Source organism: Kitasatospora sp. NEAU-69, assembly GCF_057158765.1.
In genome coordinates this window covers 312,094-329,316 of record NZ_JBWXUE010000005.1, presented here as the reverse complement: position 1 = coordinate 329,316, position 17,223 = coordinate 312,094, and the positions used below count along the sequence as shown (strand labels likewise).

Here is a 17,223-nt window from a genome sequence, read left to right as displayed (position 1 = left end):
TCAGGGCCTCCTCGATCAGGGTCTCGACGATCTTCGACTCGGGAACGGTCTTGATCACCTCGCCCTTCACGAAGATCTGCCCCTTGCCGTTGCCCGAGGCCACCCCCAGGTCCGCCTCACGCGCCTCGCCCGGACCGTTCACGACACAGCCCATCACCGCGACCCGCAGCGGCACCTCCATGCCCTCCAGACCGGCGGTGACCTCCTCCGCGAGCTTGTACACATCCACCTGCGCCCGCCCGCACGAGGGGCACGACACGATCTCCAGACCACGCTGACGCAGGTTCAACGACTCCAGGATCTGGATCCCGACCTTGATCTCCTCCGCCGGCGGCGCCGACAGCGAAACCCGGATCGTGTCCCCGATCCCCTCCGCCAGCAGCGCCCCGAACGCCACCGCCGACTTGATCGTCCCCTGGAACGCCGGACCCGCCTCCGTCACACCCAGGTGCAACGGGTAGTCACAGGCCGCCGCCAGCTGCCGGTACGCATTGATCATCACGACCGGGTCGTTGTGCTTCACCGAGATCTTGATGTCGCGGAAATCGTGCTCCTCGAACAGCGAGCACTCCCACAGCGCCGACTCGACCAGCGCCTCCGGCGTCGCCCGGCCGTACTTCTCCAGCAGCCGCTTGTCCAGCGAGCCCGCGTTCACACCGATCCGGATCGGCACACCCGCGCTCTTCGCCGCCCGCGCGATCTCGCCGACCTTGTCGTCGAACGCCTTGATGTTGCCCGGGTTCACCCGGACCGCCGCGCAGCCGGCGTCGATCGCCGCGAACACGTACTTCGGCTGGAAGTGGATGTCCGCGATCACCGGGATCTGCGACTTCTTCGCGATGATCGGCAACGCGTCCGCGTCGTCCTGCGAAGGCACCGCGACCCGCACGATCTGGCAGCCGGACGCGGTCAGCTGCGCGATCTGCTGCAGCGTCGCGTTGACATCGGCCGTGAGAGTGGTGGTCATCGACTGCACCGACACCGGCGCGTCGCCGCCGACCGGCACACTGCCGACCATGATCTGCCGGGAGGCGCGACGGGTGGCGAGCGGCTTGAGCGGCAGGTCGGGAATACCGAGCGAGATCGCGGTCATGAGTCAGCTCATCCTTGCTTGCGTGGTCTTGGTGCCATGGTCGGGCCGCGGCCCGGAGGCGTCGTATCGGACGGCGCGAACAGGGGGTGCCCCGGCGCGCGCCCAGTGGCGCGCGCCGGGGGGACGGTCAGCGGTTGCTCGCCACCGTCTCGCGCAGCGCGCGGATCGACTCGGTCAGCGAGCCCATGGTGGCCAGCACGGCCGTCGGCTCGTAGCCGCAGTGCGCCATGCAGTTCTCGCAGCGCGGGTCACGGCCTCGGCCGTACTTGGCCCAGTCGGTCTTCTCGATCAGCTCGCGGTAGGTCGGGACGTACCCGTCCGCCATCAGGTAGCAGGGACGCTGCCAGCCGAAGAGCGAGTAGTTCGGGATGCCCCAGGCGGTGCACTCGAAGTCGACCTTGCCCTCCAGGAAGTCCAGGAAGAGCGGGCTGTGGTTGAGGCGCCACCGGCGGCGGTTGCCACCGGCGAACGTCTTGCGGAACAGCTCCGTGGTCTGCGAGACACCGAGGAAGTGCTCCTGGTCGGGAGCCTTCTCGTAGGCGAAGGCGGGCGAGATCATCATCTCGTCGACCTTGAGGTCGTCGTTGAGGTAGTTGAGCACCTCGATGATGGTCTGCGGCGTGTCGGTGTTGAAGAACGTGCTGTTGGTGGTGACCCGGAAGCCGCGCCGCTTGGCCTCCTTGATCGCCTCCACCGCCTCGTCGAACGTCCCCTCCTTCGCCACCGACTCATCGTGCCGCTCACGCATGCCGTCGATGTGCACGGTGAAGGCGAAGTACGGCGAAGGAGTGAACTTGTCCATCTTCTTGCGCATCAGCAGCGCGTTCGTGCAGAGGAAGACGTACTTGCGCTTCTCCACCAACTGACGGACGATTTCGTCGATCTGAGGGTGCATCAGCGGCTCGCCACCGGCGATGGAGACCATCGGCGCACCGGACTCCAGCACCGCGCCGACCGCCTGCGCGACGGGCATCCGCTGCTTCAGCACCCCGGCCGGGTGCTGGATCTTCCCGCAGCCCTCGCAGGCGAGGTTGCAGGCGAAGAGTGGCTCCAACTCGACCAGCAGCGGGAACTTTTCGCGCCGCTTGAGGAGTTTCTGTTGCATGAGGTATGCACTGACTCGAACGGACTGGCGCAGCGGCATTGCCATGGCTAGCTCGCCTCCTGGGGGAGCGTCGGCACTGAGTGGGGCATGGTGAAACGATCTGACGGCTCCGATTCGGCACGTGGGTGCGGGGCACCCACGGCCGAGGTACTGACGGCGCGATGCCAGCCGAGCAGTGCGGGCACGATCGCCCGCAGGGTGTGCCAAGCGCGCACACCGGTGAGTGCGGTACCCGGGCGCAGCAGTTCGCGCTCGGGCGTGTCCACGACCACCCGGACGGCTGCCACCGGCAGCCCGGCGGGCAGCCGTTCGAGTACCGCGGCGGTCTCCATGTCCACCGCCGACCGGCCGGCCCGGTGCAACAGGCGGCGCTCACGGCCACGCACCACGTGGTCCGCCGAGTGCAGCGGACCGGTGCTGACCGGGAGCCCGAGCGCCGTCAGCGCCTGGACCAGTGGCTCTGGAGAATCCACAGGGAAGGACTGGCCCGAGGCATGGTGCACCCTCTCGGCAACAATCACCTGCCCCGGTATTGTTCCCGGCGCGGTAGCGGCGCAGAATCCGGTTATCACCACCGCACCGTAGGCGGTCTGACCCGCCGTCAATTGGCCCAGTGGCCTCGGTGTCGACTCCAGCAGGGAACTGACGGTCCGTCCGGCACGCCTGGGACCCATGCCGGTGCGCGTGAGCACCGGTGCGCCACCGTGCGCGCCTGCCCAGTCCCCACCGCGCAGCGCCCACTCCTCGGGGGCCAGCGCGCAGAGCACGAGCAGTGGGCCGGCGTTCATCCGACCCTCCGCAGGTCGCCCATGACGGGGTTGCCGTGCAGGTAACGACCGATCGCGGTGACCGGGAAGACCAGGCGGTAGAGGTGGTAGTTGATCGAGAAGTCCCCCGGGAAACCGGTCCCGGTGAACTGCGGCTCGTCCCAACTGCCCTCCGGCAGCTGGGTGGCCACCAGCCAGCGCACGCCGCGTTCGACGGCACTGCTGCCCCGGCCGTCCGCCGGCGCGAACTGGCCGCCCGGGCCCTCGCCGGCCGAGAGCAGCGCCATCAGCGCCCAGGCGGTCTGCGAGGCGGTGGACTCGCCGCGGCCCGACCACTGCTCCGGGTCCTCGTACGAGCGCATGTCCTCGCCCCAGCCGCCGTCGGCGTTCTGGCGCTCCTCCAGCCAGCGCACCGACTTGCGGATCGCCGAGTGGGACTCCGGCACACCGGCCGCGGTCAGCGCCGGCAGCACCGAGCCGGTGCCGTAGATGTAGTTGGTGCCCCAGCGGCCGAACCAGGATCCGTCCTCCTCCTGGTTGCGCAGCAGCCACTCCACGCCCCGTCTGGTGCGCGGATCGTCCGCCTTGCCGACCTCGGCGAGCATCTCCACCACGTGCGCGGTGACGTCGGCCGACGGCGGGTCCACCACCTCGCCGAAGTCGCAGAACGGCAGCTTGTTCGGCAGCGTGCTGGTGTTGTCCACGTCGAACGCACCCCAGGCACCGTTCTTGGACTGCATGCCCAGGTTCCACTCGACGCCGCGGCGCACCGCGCCCTCGAGCCGCTCCGGCTCGGGGTGCAGCGTCCGGCGCAGGGCCAGCACGACCTCGGCCGTGTCGTCGATGTCCGGGTAGGTGTCGTTGTGGAACTCGAAGGCCCAGCCGCCGGGTTCCAGGTTGGGGCGCTGGACGGACCAGTCCCCTCGGGTGGTGATCTCCTCGCCGAGCATCCACTCGGTCGCCTTGACCACCGCGGGGTGGTCGGACGGCAGGCCGGCGTCCACCAGCGCGATGGTGGCCAGGCAGGTGTCCCAGACCGGGGACTGGCAGGCCTCCATCCAGCGCTTGCCGTCCTCGGTGTGCACGGTGAACCGCTCGAAGGCCTCCAGACCGGCCTGCATCACCGGATGGTCCAGCTCGTAGCCGAGCAGGTGCAGGGCGATCAGCGAGTAGACGGCGGGCGGCTGGATGCCGCCCCAGCAGCCGTCCGCCTCCTGGCGCTCGACGATCCAGCGGCCGGCCTGGCTGAGCGCCAGGCGGCGCAGCGGGCGCACCGCGCGCTTGTGGTAGGCGTGCAGCACCAGGTCGAGACGCTCGAAGAGGCCGTCCCAACTGGTCGTCGGGGCGAGCGGGCGAAGTGGGAAGGGATTGCGCGGGTCGGCGTGCAGCTCGTCCAGGTCGAACGGCGCGGGCCGCACCGGGCGGTGCGCCGAGACCACGGTGAGCGGCACGATGGTCTGCCTGGCCCAGCAGCCGAAGGCATAGATGTTCAGCGGCAGCCACTTGGGCAGGAACATGATCTCCGGTGGCATCTCCGGCAGCCGCTCCCACGGCCACCAGCCGAACAGTGCCAGCCAGATCCTGGTGAAGACCCGGGCCGCCGCGATCCCGCCGGAGGCCCGGACGTACTCGGCCGCGGCACGCATGTGCGGCTCGTCCGGCTCATCCCCCGCCAGGCGCAGGGCGACATAGGCCTCGACCGTGGTGGACAGCTCCGGCGGGCCACCGTGGAAGGTGCCCCAGGTGCCGTCCTCGCGTTGCTGGGAGCGGATCCACTCGGCGGTGGCAGCCGTCTGCTCCACGGTCCGGATGTCGAGGAACTGCCGCAGTAACAAGTCCTCGGCGTCCATCGTGACGTTGGTTTCGAGGTCCCCCTTCCACCAGCCCTCCTCGTCCTGCAACGAGAGCAGGTGGGCGGTGGCCCGGTGCAGTGACTCCTCGATCGCCGGGCGGTCGATTTCGGTGTGGTCGAGCCCTGGTCGGGCCGCGGGCTGCTCGGTGCTCAGCCCGGTGGCCCCGGTGACTCCTTCGGCGGGCCCCTCCCCCGCCGGAGACTCCATTAACGCTACGGCAGCCGCTGAGTCCGCCGGCGGCCGCTCCTCCACCGCGACCGGCTCGGGATCGTACTCAGGGTCGAGCCGGCCGTCCGCGGTTGCTGTCAACTTGATGTCACCTCTCTCGTACCACCACGAATTCGGCGAGAGCGACGAATCGCTCGCGCACCTCACCTGCCATCGGCACCTCGTCCAGGGCGGCGAGGGCCGTGCGGTGCTGGCGGCGGGCCTCCTCCTGGGTCCAGGAGCGGCCGCCGGCCTGTTCGATCAGGGCTGCCCGACCGGCCAGCTCCTCCTCGGACTCCTCGCCGCGCCCCTGCGGGTCGGCGAGCAACTCGGCGAGACGGCGCGAGGCCGTACCGCCCTCGGCGAGCGCGGCCGCCACCGGAAGGGACTTCTTGCGCTGACGCAGGTCGCCCCAGTGCGGCTTGCCGGTGACCTCGGTGGCGCCCCAGATGCCGAGCAGGTCGTCGACCGCCTGGAAAGCCAGTCCGAGGTGGTGGCCGTAGCGCTCCAGCGCGTCGGCCGTGCGATCGTCCGCGCCGGCCAGTACCGCGCCGATGGCCGACGCGGCGGCCAGCAGGGCCCCCGTCTTGTTCCCCTCCATCTCCAGGCACTCCTCCACGCTCACCCGGTCGCGGTGCTCGAACGAGAGGTCCTGTGCCTGGCCGTCGATCAGCTTGCGGGTAGCGGTGGTGATCAGCCGCGCGGCACGGGCCGCGTCGGCCGCAGTGGCGTCGCCGGACTGGCCGGCGTCGAGCAGCACCTCGGTGCCGAGGGTCGCCAGCGCATCGCCGACCAAGATCGCCTGGGCCGGTCCGAAGACCGTCCACGCGGTGGCCCGGTGCCTGCGAGTCTCGTCACCGTCCATCAGATCATCATGCAGGAGTGAGAAGTTGTGCACCAGCTCAACCGATACTCCACCGGGTACTCCGGCATGTGCGGGGGCCCCTGCGGCCTCGGCGGAGAGCAGTGCGAGGGCCGGGCGGACGGCCTTGCCGCCGTCGCTCGCGGTCGGGTTGCCGGCCCGGTCGGTCCAGCCGAAGTGATAGGCGGCGACCGCGTCCATCGGCGGGGCCAGCCGGGCGATCGCCGCGCGCAGCGGCGGCGTGCAGAGTGTGCGGCCCCGGGCGAGCAGCTCGGGTACCGAGACGGGGTCGACCTGGGCCGTCGCTCCCGCGACCGTGCTGGGGCGTGCCTCCACGATTGCTCCCTCTCCTGGGGCGGGTGTGCTGTGGTCGGTTCTGGTGGTGCTGGGTCTGGTGCCCTCGGCCGGGCCGGTGCCGCCGCCCGGGCTGCCGCCGCCCGGGCTGCCGCCGGCCGGGCGGTCGTCGCCGGACAGGCGGGCGGGCGCGGTCATCGGGGCCACCGCCCGTCGCCGCGGTCCACCGGGACCCGGCGGCCGGCAGCGGCGAGCGCGGCGTCGGCGGCGGCGTGGCCGCTGCGCACGGCGCCCTCCATCGTCGCGGGCCAGCCGGTGGCGGTCCACGAGCCGGCCAGCAGCAGGCCGGGGACGTTGGTGGCGGCCGGCGGGCGCAGCACGGCCGTGCCCGGGGCGGGGTCGAAGGTCGCCGTCCGCTCGCGGGTGACGAAGAAGTCGAGCACCTCGGCGCCGGCGGCGGCCGGCAGCAGCCGGGCCAGCTCGGGCAGGTAGCGCGCCCGCAGCTCGGCGACCGGCAGGTCGATCTCGTCCTCGACCGCGGACTGGCTGAGCGCGAGGTACTGCGCGCCCGGCCTGCGTTCGGCCAGGCCGGAGTGGTGGGTGCGGTCGAAGACCCACTGCACCGGCGAGTCCAGCGCGGCGAAGAACGGCCGGCGCAGGACCTGGCGGTCGTAGACGACGTGCACGTTGAGGATCGGCGCGTGGCCGAGCTCGGCCGGGCGGTGTGGCGCGTCCAGTGCGTCCGGCGGGAGCAGTGCGGCGGCGGCCTCCTGGGCGCCGGCCAGCACCACGATGTCGGCGGTGCAGAGCTCGCCGCTCTCCAGCCTGATGGTGTGCTGGACACCGTGGCCGCGAGCGGACTGCACCAAGCCGGATTCCGCCGAGCCGGGTGCCGGCGAGTTGAGCTCCACCGACTTGAGCTCGACGGCCTTGGTGCGCAGCCGCACGGTGACCTCGGCCCGGGCCAGCTCGGCCAGCGCCGTGTCGTGGTGCAGCGTGCCGAGCGGGACCGCGGCGATGCCGATGTCGGAGGCGCCCGGGTCGGTCAGCAGGCCGGTCTTGAAGACCATCGCGGCCAGCGCCAGCGAGACCTGGTCGGCCCGCGCGTTCAGGGTGGCCACCCCGACCAGGTCCCAGAGCGCGGCGATGGTGCGTTCGTTCTGCCCGTTCGCACGTAGCCAGGCACCGAAGGAGGTGCGGTCGAGCGCCGGGTCGGCGAGGTCGAGGCGTTGCAGCGCGAGCGCGCCGCGGACCACCCGTAGCCGGTCCAGCGGCGCCAGGTGCGGGTAGGTGGCCAGGCTGGCGGCCAGGTGCAGCGGGACCGGCAGCCCGGCGCGGCGCAGCCGGCCGAGCCGGGGCCGGGCACCGGCGACGGAGAGCACCGGGACGTCCAGCCGGGGCTGGATCTCCACCTGGTCGAGCGCGCCGAGCCGCTCGACGAAGCCGCGGTAGGCGGTGCAGCAGCGCAGGAAGACGTGCTGGCCGTTGTCCACGGTCAGCTCGCCGCGACGGAACGAGAAGGCCAGCCCGCCGAGCCGTGGCCGGGCCTCCAGCAGCGTCACCCGGTGACCGGCCTCGGCCAGCCGCAGGGCGGCGGTGATCCCGGCCAGGCCACCGCCCACGACCACGGCGGTGCGACCCTCGCCGGCGCCGCCGGATCGGGGCGCCGCCGGTGCCTCGTGGGCATCGGGCAGCCCGGTCATCTCGCCTCCCCGTTACTCGTGCCGTTGCTGGTGCCGTTGCGCGGGCTTCCGCTGGTGCTTCTGCCCGTGCCGGCCGGTTCTGGACACACCTGTACCGGAAACATCACCCGGCACAACAAACTCATCCCCCTCGGTGATTCCCCGTTATCGAATCGTGACGGAGAGTGCGCGAGGATCAAGAACGTCCCCCGGCCAGGCCGGAGAGTGCCACGTACGCCTTCTCCCAGCCGGGCAGCGAGACCCGGCCGCGCAGGACCGACTCCGGCTCGGCCGCGATCCGTCCGAGCAGCCGGTGGTAGATGCCGGCCATCGCCGCCGTGCAGGCCCGGCTGCGCCGGTCCAGCATCGGCAGCAGCCGCAGGCCCTCCTCGAAGTAGCCCTGGGCCCGCTGCGCCTCGAACGCGATCAGACCGGTGAAGTCCGCCCCGGCCGGCATCCGCGACTGGCCGAAGCCCTGCTCGCAGCCGAACCGCGCGAGGTCCTCGGCGGGCAGGTAGGTGCGCCCGTTTCCGGCGTCCTCGCGCAGGTCGCGCAGGATGTTGGTGAGCTGTAGCGCCAGTCCCAGGGTGTCCGCGTACTCGGCCCCGCGCTTGGGGTCCTCGCAGCCGTAGACGCCGAGCGAGAGCCGGCCGATCGAGCCGGCCACGCAGCGGCAGTACACCTTGAGGTCCTCGAAGGTGCGGTACTCCTCACCGCGCAGGTCCATCTCGACGCCGTCGATCAGCTCGTCGAAACCTTCCAGCGGGATCGGGAAGCGCCGGGCCGCGTCGGCCAGCGCGACCTTGATCGGGTCGGTGTCCTCCTCGGTGACGGCACCGGAGCGGATCTCGTCCAGCAGCTCCCGGGTGGCGAGCAGCTGCTCGGTCTTCCGCTCGGGGGCCAGCTCCCCGTCGCCGATGTCATCGACCCGGCGCGCAAGGGCGTAGAGCGCGGACATGGCGAGCCGCTTCGGCTCCGGGAGCAGTCGGATGCCGTAGCTGAAGTTGCGGGCCTGCAGGGCGGTGACCGCCTCGCAGTACCGGTACGCCGCCATGACCTGAGCCGACGCCAGTGGTGATGCCGCCACGCGGGCGTTCACCTTCCCTTCGCGAAGATGGCCGCCGCCTTCATCGCGAGGCGGCGCTTGTCGGGCTTCGGCTGCTGAGCCAGTACGTCGCACCCGGCGGCCTCGATGGCCTCCAGAGCCGCGTAGCCACCGGCGGTGAATCCTGCCAGCAGCAGACGGAGCCTGCCACGAACGGTACCCACCAGCGGTGAACCGCGATCAAGCAGGGTCCGGGCCCGACCGGCCTCGAAGGCGACCAGCTCGCGAAGGTTGGCCCCGGCGCTCGGTTGGGCCAGGTCCTCCTCGGTCACGCGGAATCGTCGCAGGTCAGCGGCGGGGAGGTAGATCCGGCCGCGGGCGAAGTCCTCCGCGACGTCCTGCAGGTGCTCGACGACCTGGAGCGCGCTGCAGATCGCGTCGGAGCGCTCGACCCGTTCCGGGGTCGAAACACCCGCGATCGAGAGCACCAGACGCCCCACTGGATCGGCGGACAACGTGCAGTATCCGATCAGACTCTCGAAGGTGTCGTAGCGGGCGACGGTCTGGTCCACCCGGTTCGCCTCGATCAGCCTGCGGAACGGCTCCGGGGTCAGCTCGTGCCTGCCGACCAGCGGCACCAGCGCACGCATCAACGGGTGGCCGGGCAGCTCGGTTCCGGGGCGCAGAGCGGCCTCGAAGGCCCGGTCCAGGTCGCGCTCCAGGCCCTCCAGCAGACCCAGGCGGAAAAGCGTCTGATCGGGTTGCTCCGCCTCGCTCGGGGCACCGAGCAGCTTGGCCGTGCCAGCCGGGTCCGCGAGGTCGCCGTCACCCGCGTCATCGACCAGCCGGGCGAAGCCGTAGACGGCCATCAGGTCGTCCCGCCAGGCCTTGGGCAGGAAGCCCGGGGCCACCGGGAAGTTCTCCCGAGCCGCCTTGTCGAGGGTCTCCCCGCCGCTGGTCGAACCGTTGCTGCCGTCTGACACCGGACCACTCCCTGGCCGGGCCGAGGACTGCGCCGAAGTCGTCACTGCCGTCACTCCCCCGTTCTACACCGCTGTTGACCTTGAAACCGGCTCGGACACTCCCCCAGCCGCCGACCGGGAGGCCCCACTGTCACCCGTCCGCCGCCTCGCGGGGTCGGGCCGCTCCCGGGCTCCTACCCTTTCATCCCGCGCCGTTCGTCGAAAGACCACCCCCCGGCGCGCCGGTCCCGCTCACTCGCGCGGCGCACACGCCGGTGTGCGCCGGTGGATTGGTGCGCGGCACGGGGTGCATCGGCCCGGTTCGTGCCGGGCCGGCGGGCGATCGGGGCCGGGACGCACCGGAGCCGGTGCCCGGGACGCCTTCGCGTCCGGACACCGGCTCCGGGGACCAGCGGTACCGCGCCTCAGGGGCGCTCGCCGCGCTCGTACATGCCGACGACCTCGTCGGTCGGGCCGTCCATGATCAGCTTGCCGGTCTCGATCCAGATGGTCCGCTCGCAGGTGTCCCGGATCGCGTTGTTGTTGTGGCTGACCAGGAAGACCGTACCGGCCTCCTTGCGCAGCTCGCGGATCCGCGCCTCGCTGCGGCGCTGGAAGGCTTGGTCACCGGTGGACAGCGCCTCGTCGATCAGCAGCACGTCGTGGGTCTTGGCCGCCGCGATCGAGAACCGCAGGCGGGCCGCCATACCCGAGGAGTACGTGCGCATCGGCAGGTTGATGAACTCGCCCTTCTCGTTGATGCCCGAGAAGTCGACGATCGCCTGGTAGCGCTGCTTGACCTGCTCCGGGCTCATGCCCATCGCGAGGCAGCCGAGCACCACGTTGCGCTCGCCCGTCAGGTCGTCCATCAGTGCCGCGTTGACGCCGAGCAGCGACGGCTGGCCGTTGGTGTAGATGCCGCCCTTCTCGGTCGGCAGCAGGCCGGCGATCGCCGAGAGCAGCGTCGACTTGCCCGAGCCGTTGGAGCCGATCAGGCCGACGGCCTCACCCTTGTACGCGGTGAAGGAGATGCCGCGCACCGCGTGCACCTCGGTGATCGCGGGCGAGCGCTTCTTCGAGATCAGCCGGGAGAGCGCGGAGGTCGCGCTGCCCTTACCGGCCGAGGCGCCGTGCACCTTGTAGATGATGTGCACGTCGTCGACCACGACGGTGGGGACGCGGGTCTCCTTCGCCGCCGCGATCGCCTTCGCGTCGCGGGCGGCGCGCTCCGCCTTGGCCTTGGCCTTCGCCTCTGCCTCGGTGAGCTCGGTGGTGATGGTGTCGGTGTCAGCCACGGCCGTACTCCTCTTCAGCCTTCCAGAAGAAAACGTAGCCGATCGCGAAGGCCACGACGGCCCAGCCGGCGGCCATCGCCCAGATGTGCGGCGGCATCACCAGAGCACGGTCGCCGTACAGGTGCTTGCGGTAGATGCTCGGGATCATCGCGTGCCGGACCAGCTCCATGTACACGGAGGCCGGGTTGGCCTGAGCGACCATCTGCACCCAGTGCGGCCAGCTCTTGACGTGGTCCGAGATGGTGTACATGACGCCGGACAGGTACATCCAGGTGCGCAGCAGGAACGGCATCAGCTGCGAGACGTCGCTCGCCTTCGCGCCGATCCGCGCCATGATCAGCGCCAGGCCGGTGTTGAAGAACGAGAGCAGGATCAGCGTCGGGATCACCTGGAACCAGGTCATCCCCGGCATCAGGTTGTTCGACAGCACGATCGCGACCAGCACGACCATCGAGATCAGCAGCTGCTGGAGCTGGATCACGGTGAAGGCGATCGGCATGCAGGCGCGCGGGAAGTGCAGCGCCCGGATCAGGCCCAGGTTGTACGAGATCGCCCCGGTGCCGGACTGGATGGCACTCTGGATGAACTGGAAGATGAAGACGCCGACGCACAGCCAGGGGATGTACTTCGGGGTCGAGTTGCCGCTCAGGATGACGCCGAAGACCAGGTAGAACACCGCGCAGTTGAGCAGCGGCGTCACCACCTGCCAGACCTGGCCCATCTTCGCCGTGGTGTACTGCGCCACCAGCCGCGCGGTCGCGAAGGCGACGATGAAGTGTCGCCGCCCCCACAGCTGCTTGGTGTAGGCCCAGAGACCCGGCCTGGCGCCACTGATGCTCAGGCCGTACTTATCGGCGAGCTGCTTGGGGGTCAGCCCGGTATCAACACCTCCAGGACGGGAGAGGTTGATCGGTTCACTCACTGTCGACACATTCGTCCTTCACGGTATCGGGAAGTCCGGCTGCTGGCCGGGGGGCAGTCGTCGGGCTCTCGATCGGACATCGAGAAGATCCAAGCGGATCACGGGGGGTTCGGCCGTTGGTGTGGTCCATCGGCCGAAGTGATCAGATGACCGGCGGTCTGCCCAACCTGGTCAATCGCCATACAGTACGCCATCGCATCGGGCGCCGCTCACCGCACGGCGTGCGCCAGCCCTCCCGGAATCCACCCCACCAGGCCTTGAACGCCTCCCCGGAGGGACGGCGGGCCAGGGTGAGCAGAATCCAGGTGCACAGGTAGAGAGGCACCAACGGGGCCGGAAGGTTCCGTCGGGCCAGCCACACCCGGTTGCGCGCCACGTTGTGGAAGTACGAGGCGTGCCGGGCGGGTGAAGTGGTGGGGTGGTGCAGCACGATGTCCGCGCGGTAGTCGATCGACCAGCCGGCGTCCAGCGCCCGCCACGCGAGGTCGGTCTCCTCGTGGGCGTAGAAGAAGTCGGCAGGCAGCTGTCCGGCCTGCTCGAAGACGGCCGAGCGCACCGCGCTCGCGCCGCCGAGGAAGGTGGTGACCCGCGAGGAGTGCAGCGGGTCGCTCGCACGCAGCCGCGGGACGTGCCGGCGCTGCGTCTCACCGGTGTCCGGATCGGCGATCCGGAAGCTCACGATGCCCAGCTGCGGGTCGGCGGTGAACGCCTCGCGCAGCAGCTGCGCCGAGTCGGTGAGCGGCAGCCGGCCGTCGTCGTCCAGGAAGAGCACCGCGTCGACGTCCCGCCCGTTCGGGCCGAACAGCTCGATGCCGACGTTGCGCCCGCCCGGGATGCCGAGGTTCTCCGGCAGCTCGCAGGTCCGCACCCCCGCCGGAACCGGCGGCATCGGCACGCCCTGGCTGACCACGGCGAGCTCCACGGCCGGGCCCTGCTGGGCCAGCACCGAGTCGATCAGCGCGGTCAGCTCGGCCGGGCGGTTGCCCATGGTGATGATGACCGCGCCGAGCCGGAAGGCGTCGGCCGCGGTCCGGGACTGCTGCAGGGACTGCTGCGGGGACTGGGGCTCGGCGTCGGGCCGGGGCTCGATCTGGCCCGGGGTCTCGGTGCTCATCCTGAGGGCGCCTCAGCTGTTGACGGCTTGGACATAGTCGGCGTACGTGTCCCTGATCGCTGATGGGGAGAGGTCGAGGTGTTCGAGGATGGTGAAGCGGCCCGGCCGGGTATTCGGAGCGTAGTGCACCGCCTGGGTGAACTCCGCCTCGGTGAAACCGATCTGATCGGCGGTGACCGGGAGCCCGTGGGCCCGCAGTCGCGCGACGATCTGCCGGGTCAGCTCGCGCTCGCCCCGCAGGTGGCTCGCGAAGGCGGCCCCGAGGCCGACCTGCTCGCCGTGCTGGGCTGCCCGCTTCGGATACAGCACGTCCAAGGCATGCGAGATCTCGTGGCAGGCGCCCGACGAGGGCCGGGTGCTGCCCGCGATGCTCATCGCGATGCCGGACAGTACCAGTGCTTCCGCGAGCGCTGTAAGGAGGTCCGGATCCTCCAGCGCACCCGGGTGCCGCAGCAGGTTCTCGCCCGCCGAACGGGCCATCGCCACGGCCAGCCCGTCCACCCGCTCCCCGGTCTCGCGCTGGGAGAGCTCCCAGTCGGCGCAGGCCGAGATGTTGGAGAGGACGTCACCGATGCCGGACGCCACGAACCGCTGCGGCGCCTGCCGGATCACGTCCAGATCGACGACGACGCCGATCGGACCGGGCACCCCGTAGGAGCCACGGCCGGCGTCGTTGTCGAGGGTGGAGACCGGCGAGCAGATGCCGTCGTGCGCGAGGTTGGTCGCGACGGCGACCACCGGCAGTCCGACCCGCGCGGCGGCGTACTTCGCGGCGTCGATGATCTTACCGCCACCGAGGCCGACCAGGACGTCGTAGTGGCCGCCGCGGATCTCGTCCGCGAGGCGCACCGCGCCGTCCAGCGTGCCGTCGGCCGCGTCGAACCAGTCGGCCTGCGGCAGCTGCGGCGCGAGGCGCGCGCGCAGCCGGGCGCCGGAGCCGTTGCTGATCGCCACCGCGATCCGGCCGCCGGTGGACAGCCGCTGGTCGGCGAGGATCCCGGCGAGCGAGTCCAGGGCGCCCGGGCGGATCTCGACGAAGACCGGGGAGGGGATCAGCCGGGTCAGTACTGGCATGCGATCTCCCGGGCCTTCGCCAGGTCCTCGTGGTTGTCTACCTCGACCCAGGAGACGTCGCCGATCGGCTGCACGTCGATCCGCAGGCCGCGGTCGGCCATCTCCTGGTAGCCGTCCTCGTAGTACAGCTGCGGGTCGCGCTCGAAGGTGGTGCGCAGCGCGTCGGAGAGGTCGGCGGCCGCGGCGGGGTTGATCACGGTCAGGCCGATGTACTCGCCGGTCGCCTCCAGCGGGTCCATCAGCTTGGTGATCCGGCGCACGCCGGTGGCCGGGTCGACGATGACCTTCATCTCCTCGTCGGCCAGCTTCTTCTTGGTGTCCAGGGCGAGCAGGATGCCCGGCGCGCGGCCCTCGGCGATCATGCGGTCGTTGCCGTCCAGCATGGTGCGCTGGACCGAGGCCGGGTGCACGGTGTCGCCGTTGGCGAGCAGCAGGCCCTCGGCGAAGAGCTCACGGGCGCACCAGAGCGAGTAGGCGTTGTTCCACTCCTCGGCCTTGTCGTTCTCGACCAGGGTGAGCTTGACGCCGTACTGCTGCTCGAGCGCGTCCTTGCGGTCGTAGACGGCCTCCTTGCGGTAGCCGACCACGATGGCGGCCTCGCGCAGGCCGACCTCGGCGAAGTTGCCGAGGGTGAGGTCCAGCACGGTCCTCTCGCCGTCCACCGGCACCAGCGCCTTGGGCAGGGTGTCCGTGTACGGACGCAGTCGGCGGCCGGCGCCGGCTGCCAGAACGAGGCCGATCATGCTGGGGTCTCCTGTACGCGTCGGGCCGGGGCGGCGACCGCGCCCGGGCCGGCTCGTACGTGCGGCGCACGACGCACGACGTACGTGGCGTACCGGAGTACGGACGTACAGGCGTACGGACGTACCTGCGTACGAGCGGCCTGGTTGCGGCGGATTTCGGACGGACGACGGGGTCCCCTGTTGCCGGCGGACAGGCCGGCGCCCCGGCACCGCCGCGCGGCGGTGCACCGTGTCCTATGTGATGGTAGGCGACTGGCACGACCAGCCCGAACGCCGCCCGAGCCGCTCGGAGCCCGGTGCGCCACCGGATCGCCGCATGCGTGACCGAGCGGTGTCGGCAGTGTGTCGGTGGGGTGGACGCACGTTCGGGAGGGTGGTGGGGTGGGTCGTGAGGTGCTCTTCGCGGCGGCTTGAAACCGCTCTTTCGGGGGGTGTGACGGCTGTGAAACGGCAGTAGCGGGGGTGTTACTAGCGGTTACTTGCCGGTACGTGGGTGCCGGTGCGTCGAATCGGTCCGAGCGGCTCGCCCATACGGCAGACTGGCCCACGACGCCCTCCGTACGCGGCACAACCCGCGGCCGGGGGCGCGCTGCCGTCCGCTGGACCGGGGGGGCTTGCCCGGGCCACTCGTCCGGGTAGCGGCGCCGGTCCCCGTGCCGAGAGAGGCCGCATGCCCGAGATGACCGCACCGCAGGAGACGCCCGTGTCGATGTCCGTGCCGCAGGAGACGCCCGTGTCGCAGGAGACCTCCGGGGCCCCCGGGACCGCTACTGAAATCCTGCTGGAGCTGGTGGACGACGCGGGCACCACCATCGGCACCGCCGAGAAGCTCTGGGCCCACCAGCAGCCCGGACACCTGCACCGGGCCTTCTCGGTCTTCCTCTTCGACAAGCAGGGCCGGATGCTGCTCCAGCGCCGCGCGCTCGGCAAGTACCACTCCCCCGGCGTCTGGTCGAACACCTGCTGCGGCCACCCCTACCCGGGCGAGCAGCCGTTCGTCGCCGCCGCGCGCCGCACCTCCGAGGAGCTCGGCGCGGCCCCCGCGCTGCTCTGCGCGGCCGGCACGGTCCGCTACGACCTGCCGGACGAGGCCTCCGGCCTGATCGAGCGGGAGTGGAACCACCTGTTCGTCGGCCTGATGACGGACGAGCTGGCGCCGGACCCGGACGAGGTGGACGACACCCGGTTCGTCACCGCCCAGGAGCTCAAGGAGCTGCAGGCCCAGCGGCCGTTCTCGGTCTGGTTCGACACCGTCTTCCAGGCCGCGCTGCCGGGGATCCGGGAGATCGCCGGCCGGGACTGGTAAGCCGCCGGTGCTGCCTCCGTCACACGCCCTGCGGGCGTGTGACGGAGGCAGCACCATTTCCAGCCCCTGCCGCTGTCTCTGCCGCCGGCAGCGGCAGTGAGGCCCAGATCACCTTGCCGCCGTCCCCGGTCCGCTCGACGTCGCACGAGCCGCCCGACTCCAGCGCGATGCTCTTGACCAGCATCAGCCCCCGGCCACCGGTCTGCTCCTCGTCGCTGAGCACCGCCTTCGGCCGGTGCGGATGCCCGTCCTCCACCGCAACCCGCACCTGACCACCGCCGATCACCACTTCGGTGATCACCTGCGGCGACAGCAGCGCGGCGTGCGTCACGGCATTGGTGACCAGCTCGGAGACGATCAGCAGCACGCCGTCCGTGACCTCCTGGTACGGCTCACCGCCGAGCCCCTGCGCCCGCAGCAGATCGCGCACCGCATGCCGGACCCTCGGCACCGACGACTCCGCCGCCCCGGCCACGATCCGCCACAGCCCGCCCCCGCACCCGTCCGGCTCGGCCACCACGACCCACACGCCGCCCTCGGCCACCACGACCGGTTTCGCCTCGCTCGTCCGCTCCACGTCCTGCCACCCTTCGTCCGTGACCCGGGAGGCTTCGCCGGCACCGGCCGACCTTCGGGAACGGGGCGTTCCGTTCAGGGCTCCCCTTCGTCACCGAGGCTAGGAGAGCGACCCGGCTCCTCGGGCGCGGTCGAAGAGATTGCCCCCGGCCGATCGTTCTCGACTTGTTTTGACCACCTCAGACCGCCCGCCGCTCACCTTCCCCCACCCCACCGCGCAGGACCGTTCATGCACCCCACCCACCCCTCCCCCGCACCACCACCCGCCCACCCACGCCCACACCCCGCCCGGCCCGCCCACCCCGACAGAGAACCGCAGGTGA

15 protein-coding genes are annotated in these 17,223 nt (G+C 71.1%); 1 reads left to right on the top strand and 14 read right to left on the bottom strand.

The features are described 5' to 3' along the window. The 13 genes from ispG to AC060L_RS08745 form a co-directional block, all read right to left on the bottom strand. Positions 1 to 1,093: flavodoxin-dependent (E)-4-hydroxy-3-methylbut-2-enyl-diphosphate synthase (ispG, locus tag AC060L_RS08805; RefSeq protein WP_483798012.1), on the bottom strand; the 1,093-nt coding region annotated here is incomplete at its 3' end. A gap of 127 nt (positions 1,094 to 1,220) precedes the next feature. Beyond that, positions 1,221 to 2,243, bottom strand: a complete 1,023-nt coding sequence (hpnH, locus tag AC060L_RS08800; RefSeq protein WP_483798011.1) for an adenosyl-hopene transferase HpnH — start codon at positions 2,241 to 2,243, stop codon at positions 1,221 to 1,223. A gap of 2 nt (positions 2,244 to 2,245) precedes the next feature. Next, positions 2,246 to 2,986 (bottom strand): phosphorylase family protein, encoded by a 741-nt coding sequence (locus tag AC060L_RS08795; RefSeq protein WP_483798010.1) that lies wholly within the window; start codon positions 2,984 to 2,986, stop codon positions 2,246 to 2,248. Beyond that, positions 2,983 to 5,025: a squalene--hopene cyclase gene (gene shc, locus AC060L_RS08790; protein ID WP_483798009.1), complete on the bottom strand. Its 2,043-nt coding sequence runs from the start codon at positions 5,023 to 5,025 to the stop codon at positions 2,983 to 2,985. The genes AC060L_RS08795 and shc overlap by 4 nt, the downstream gene beginning before the upstream one ends. Positions 5,026 to 5,134: 109 nt before the next feature. Further along, positions 5,135 to 6,379 (bottom strand): polyprenyl synthetase family protein, encoded by a 1,245-nt coding sequence (locus AC060L_RS08785; RefSeq protein ID WP_483798008.1) that lies wholly within the window; start codon positions 6,377 to 6,379, stop codon positions 5,135 to 5,137. Beyond that, entirely contained in the window at positions 6,376 to 7,884 is a 1,509-nt protein-coding gene (gene hpnE / locus AC060L_RS08780; RefSeq protein ID WP_483798007.1) for a hydroxysqualene dehydroxylase HpnE, read from the bottom strand. Before hpnE ends, AC060L_RS08785 begins: the two co-directional genes overlap by 4 nt. Before the next feature lie 175 nt (positions 7,885 to 8,059). Then, the gene (gene hpnD / locus AC060L_RS08775) at positions 8,060 to 8,917 is read right to left on the bottom strand and encodes a presqualene diphosphate synthase HpnD (protein WP_483798027.1); all 858 of its coding nucleotides are present in this window, start codon (positions 8,915 to 8,917) and stop codon (positions 8,060 to 8,062) included. A 41-nt stretch (positions 8,918 to 8,958) separates the two neighbouring features. Next, the gene (gene hpnC / locus AC060L_RS08770) at positions 8,959 to 9,891 is read right to left on the bottom strand and encodes a squalene synthase HpnC (protein ID WP_483798006.1); all 933 of its coding nucleotides are present in this window, start codon (positions 9,889 to 9,891) and stop codon (positions 8,959 to 8,961) included. A gap of 404 nt (positions 9,892 to 10,295) precedes the next feature. Next, the gene (locus tag AC060L_RS08765; RefSeq protein WP_483798026.1) at positions 10,296 to 11,072 is read right to left on the bottom strand and encodes an ABC transporter ATP-binding protein; all 777 of its coding nucleotides are present in this window, start codon (positions 11,070 to 11,072) and stop codon (positions 10,296 to 10,298) included. Positions 11,073 to 11,157: 85 nt separating this feature from the next. Continuing rightward, positions 11,158 to 12,096, bottom strand: coding sequence for an ABC transporter permease (locus AC060L_RS08760; protein ID WP_483798005.1), 939 nt, complete (start codon positions 12,094 to 12,096; stop codon positions 11,158 to 11,160). Between the two features lie 133 nt (positions 12,097 to 12,229). Beyond that, complete coding sequence (locus AC060L_RS08755; protein WP_483798025.1) at positions 12,230 to 13,075, bottom strand: glycosyltransferase family 2 protein; 846 nt, start codon at positions 13,073 to 13,075, stop codon at positions 12,230 to 12,232. Between the two features lie 138 nt (positions 13,076 to 13,213). After that, positions 13,214 to 14,275, bottom strand: a complete 1,062-nt coding sequence (locus AC060L_RS08750) for an iron-containing alcohol dehydrogenase family protein (protein ID WP_483798004.1) — start codon at positions 14,273 to 14,275, stop codon at positions 13,214 to 13,216. Further along, complete coding sequence (locus AC060L_RS08745) at positions 14,263 to 15,018, bottom strand: phosphocholine cytidylyltransferase family protein (protein WP_483798003.1); 756 nt, start codon at positions 15,016 to 15,018, stop codon at positions 14,263 to 14,265. The genes AC060L_RS08750 and AC060L_RS08745 overlap by 13 nt, the downstream gene beginning before the upstream one ends. A 709-nt stretch (positions 15,019 to 15,727) precedes the next feature. On the opposite strand from AC060L_RS08745, the gene idi reads away from it, so the two are divergent. Beyond that, positions 15,728 to 16,324: an isopentenyl-diphosphate Delta-isomerase gene (idi, locus tag AC060L_RS08740; RefSeq protein ID WP_483798024.1), complete on the top strand. Its 597-nt coding sequence runs from the start codon at positions 15,728 to 15,730 to the stop codon at positions 16,322 to 16,324. A 19-nt stretch (positions 16,325 to 16,343) separates the two neighbouring features. On the opposite strand, the gene AC060L_RS08735 is transcribed toward idi, so the two are convergent. Beyond that, entirely contained in the window at positions 16,344 to 16,853 is a 510-nt protein-coding gene (locus AC060L_RS08735; RefSeq protein WP_483798023.1) for an ATP-binding protein, read from the bottom strand. Positions 16,854 to 17,223: the final 370 nt, after the last annotated feature.

Excerpts from the sequence above, each read along its gene's own strand:
- AC060L_RS08755 (WP_483798025.1), bottom strand. The coding sequence starts at position 13,075 with ATGGGCAACCGCCCGGCCGAGCTGACCGCGCTGATCGACTCGGTGCTG.
- hpnD (WP_483798027.1), bottom strand. The coding sequence starts at position 8,917 with ATGGCGGCGTACCGGTACTGCGAGGCGGTCACCGCCCTGCAGGCCCGC.
- shc (WP_483798009.1), bottom strand. The coding sequence starts at position 5,025 with ATGGAGTCTCCGGCGGGGGAGGGGCCCGCCGAAGGAGTCACCGGGGCC.
- AC060L_RS08785 (WP_483798008.1), bottom strand. The coding sequence starts at position 6,379 with ATGACCGCGCCCGCCCGCCTGTCCGGCGACGACCGCCCGGCCGGCGGC.
- hpnE (WP_483798007.1), bottom strand. The coding sequence starts at position 7,884 with ATGACCGGGCTGCCCGATGCCCACGAGGCACCGGCGGCGCCCCGATCC.
- AC060L_RS08750 (WP_483798004.1), bottom strand. The coding sequence starts at position 14,275 with ATGCCAGTACTGACCCGGCTGATCCCCTCCCCGGTCTTCGTCGAGATC.
- AC060L_RS08795 (WP_483798010.1), bottom strand. The coding sequence starts at position 2,986 with ATGAACGCCGGCCCACTGCTCGTGCTCTGCGCGCTGGCCCCCGAGGAG.
- AC060L_RS08745 (WP_483798003.1), bottom strand. The coding sequence starts at position 15,018 with ATGATCGGCCTCGTTCTGGCAGCCGGCGCCGGCCGCCGACTGCGTCCG.
- idi (WP_483798024.1), top strand. The coding sequence starts at position 15,728 with ATGTCCGTGCCGCAGGAGACGCCCGTGTCGCAGGAGACCTCCGGGGCC.
- hpnH (WP_483798011.1), bottom strand. The coding sequence starts at position 2,243 with ATGGCAATGCCGCTGCGCCAGTCCGTTCGAGTCAGTGCATACCTCATG.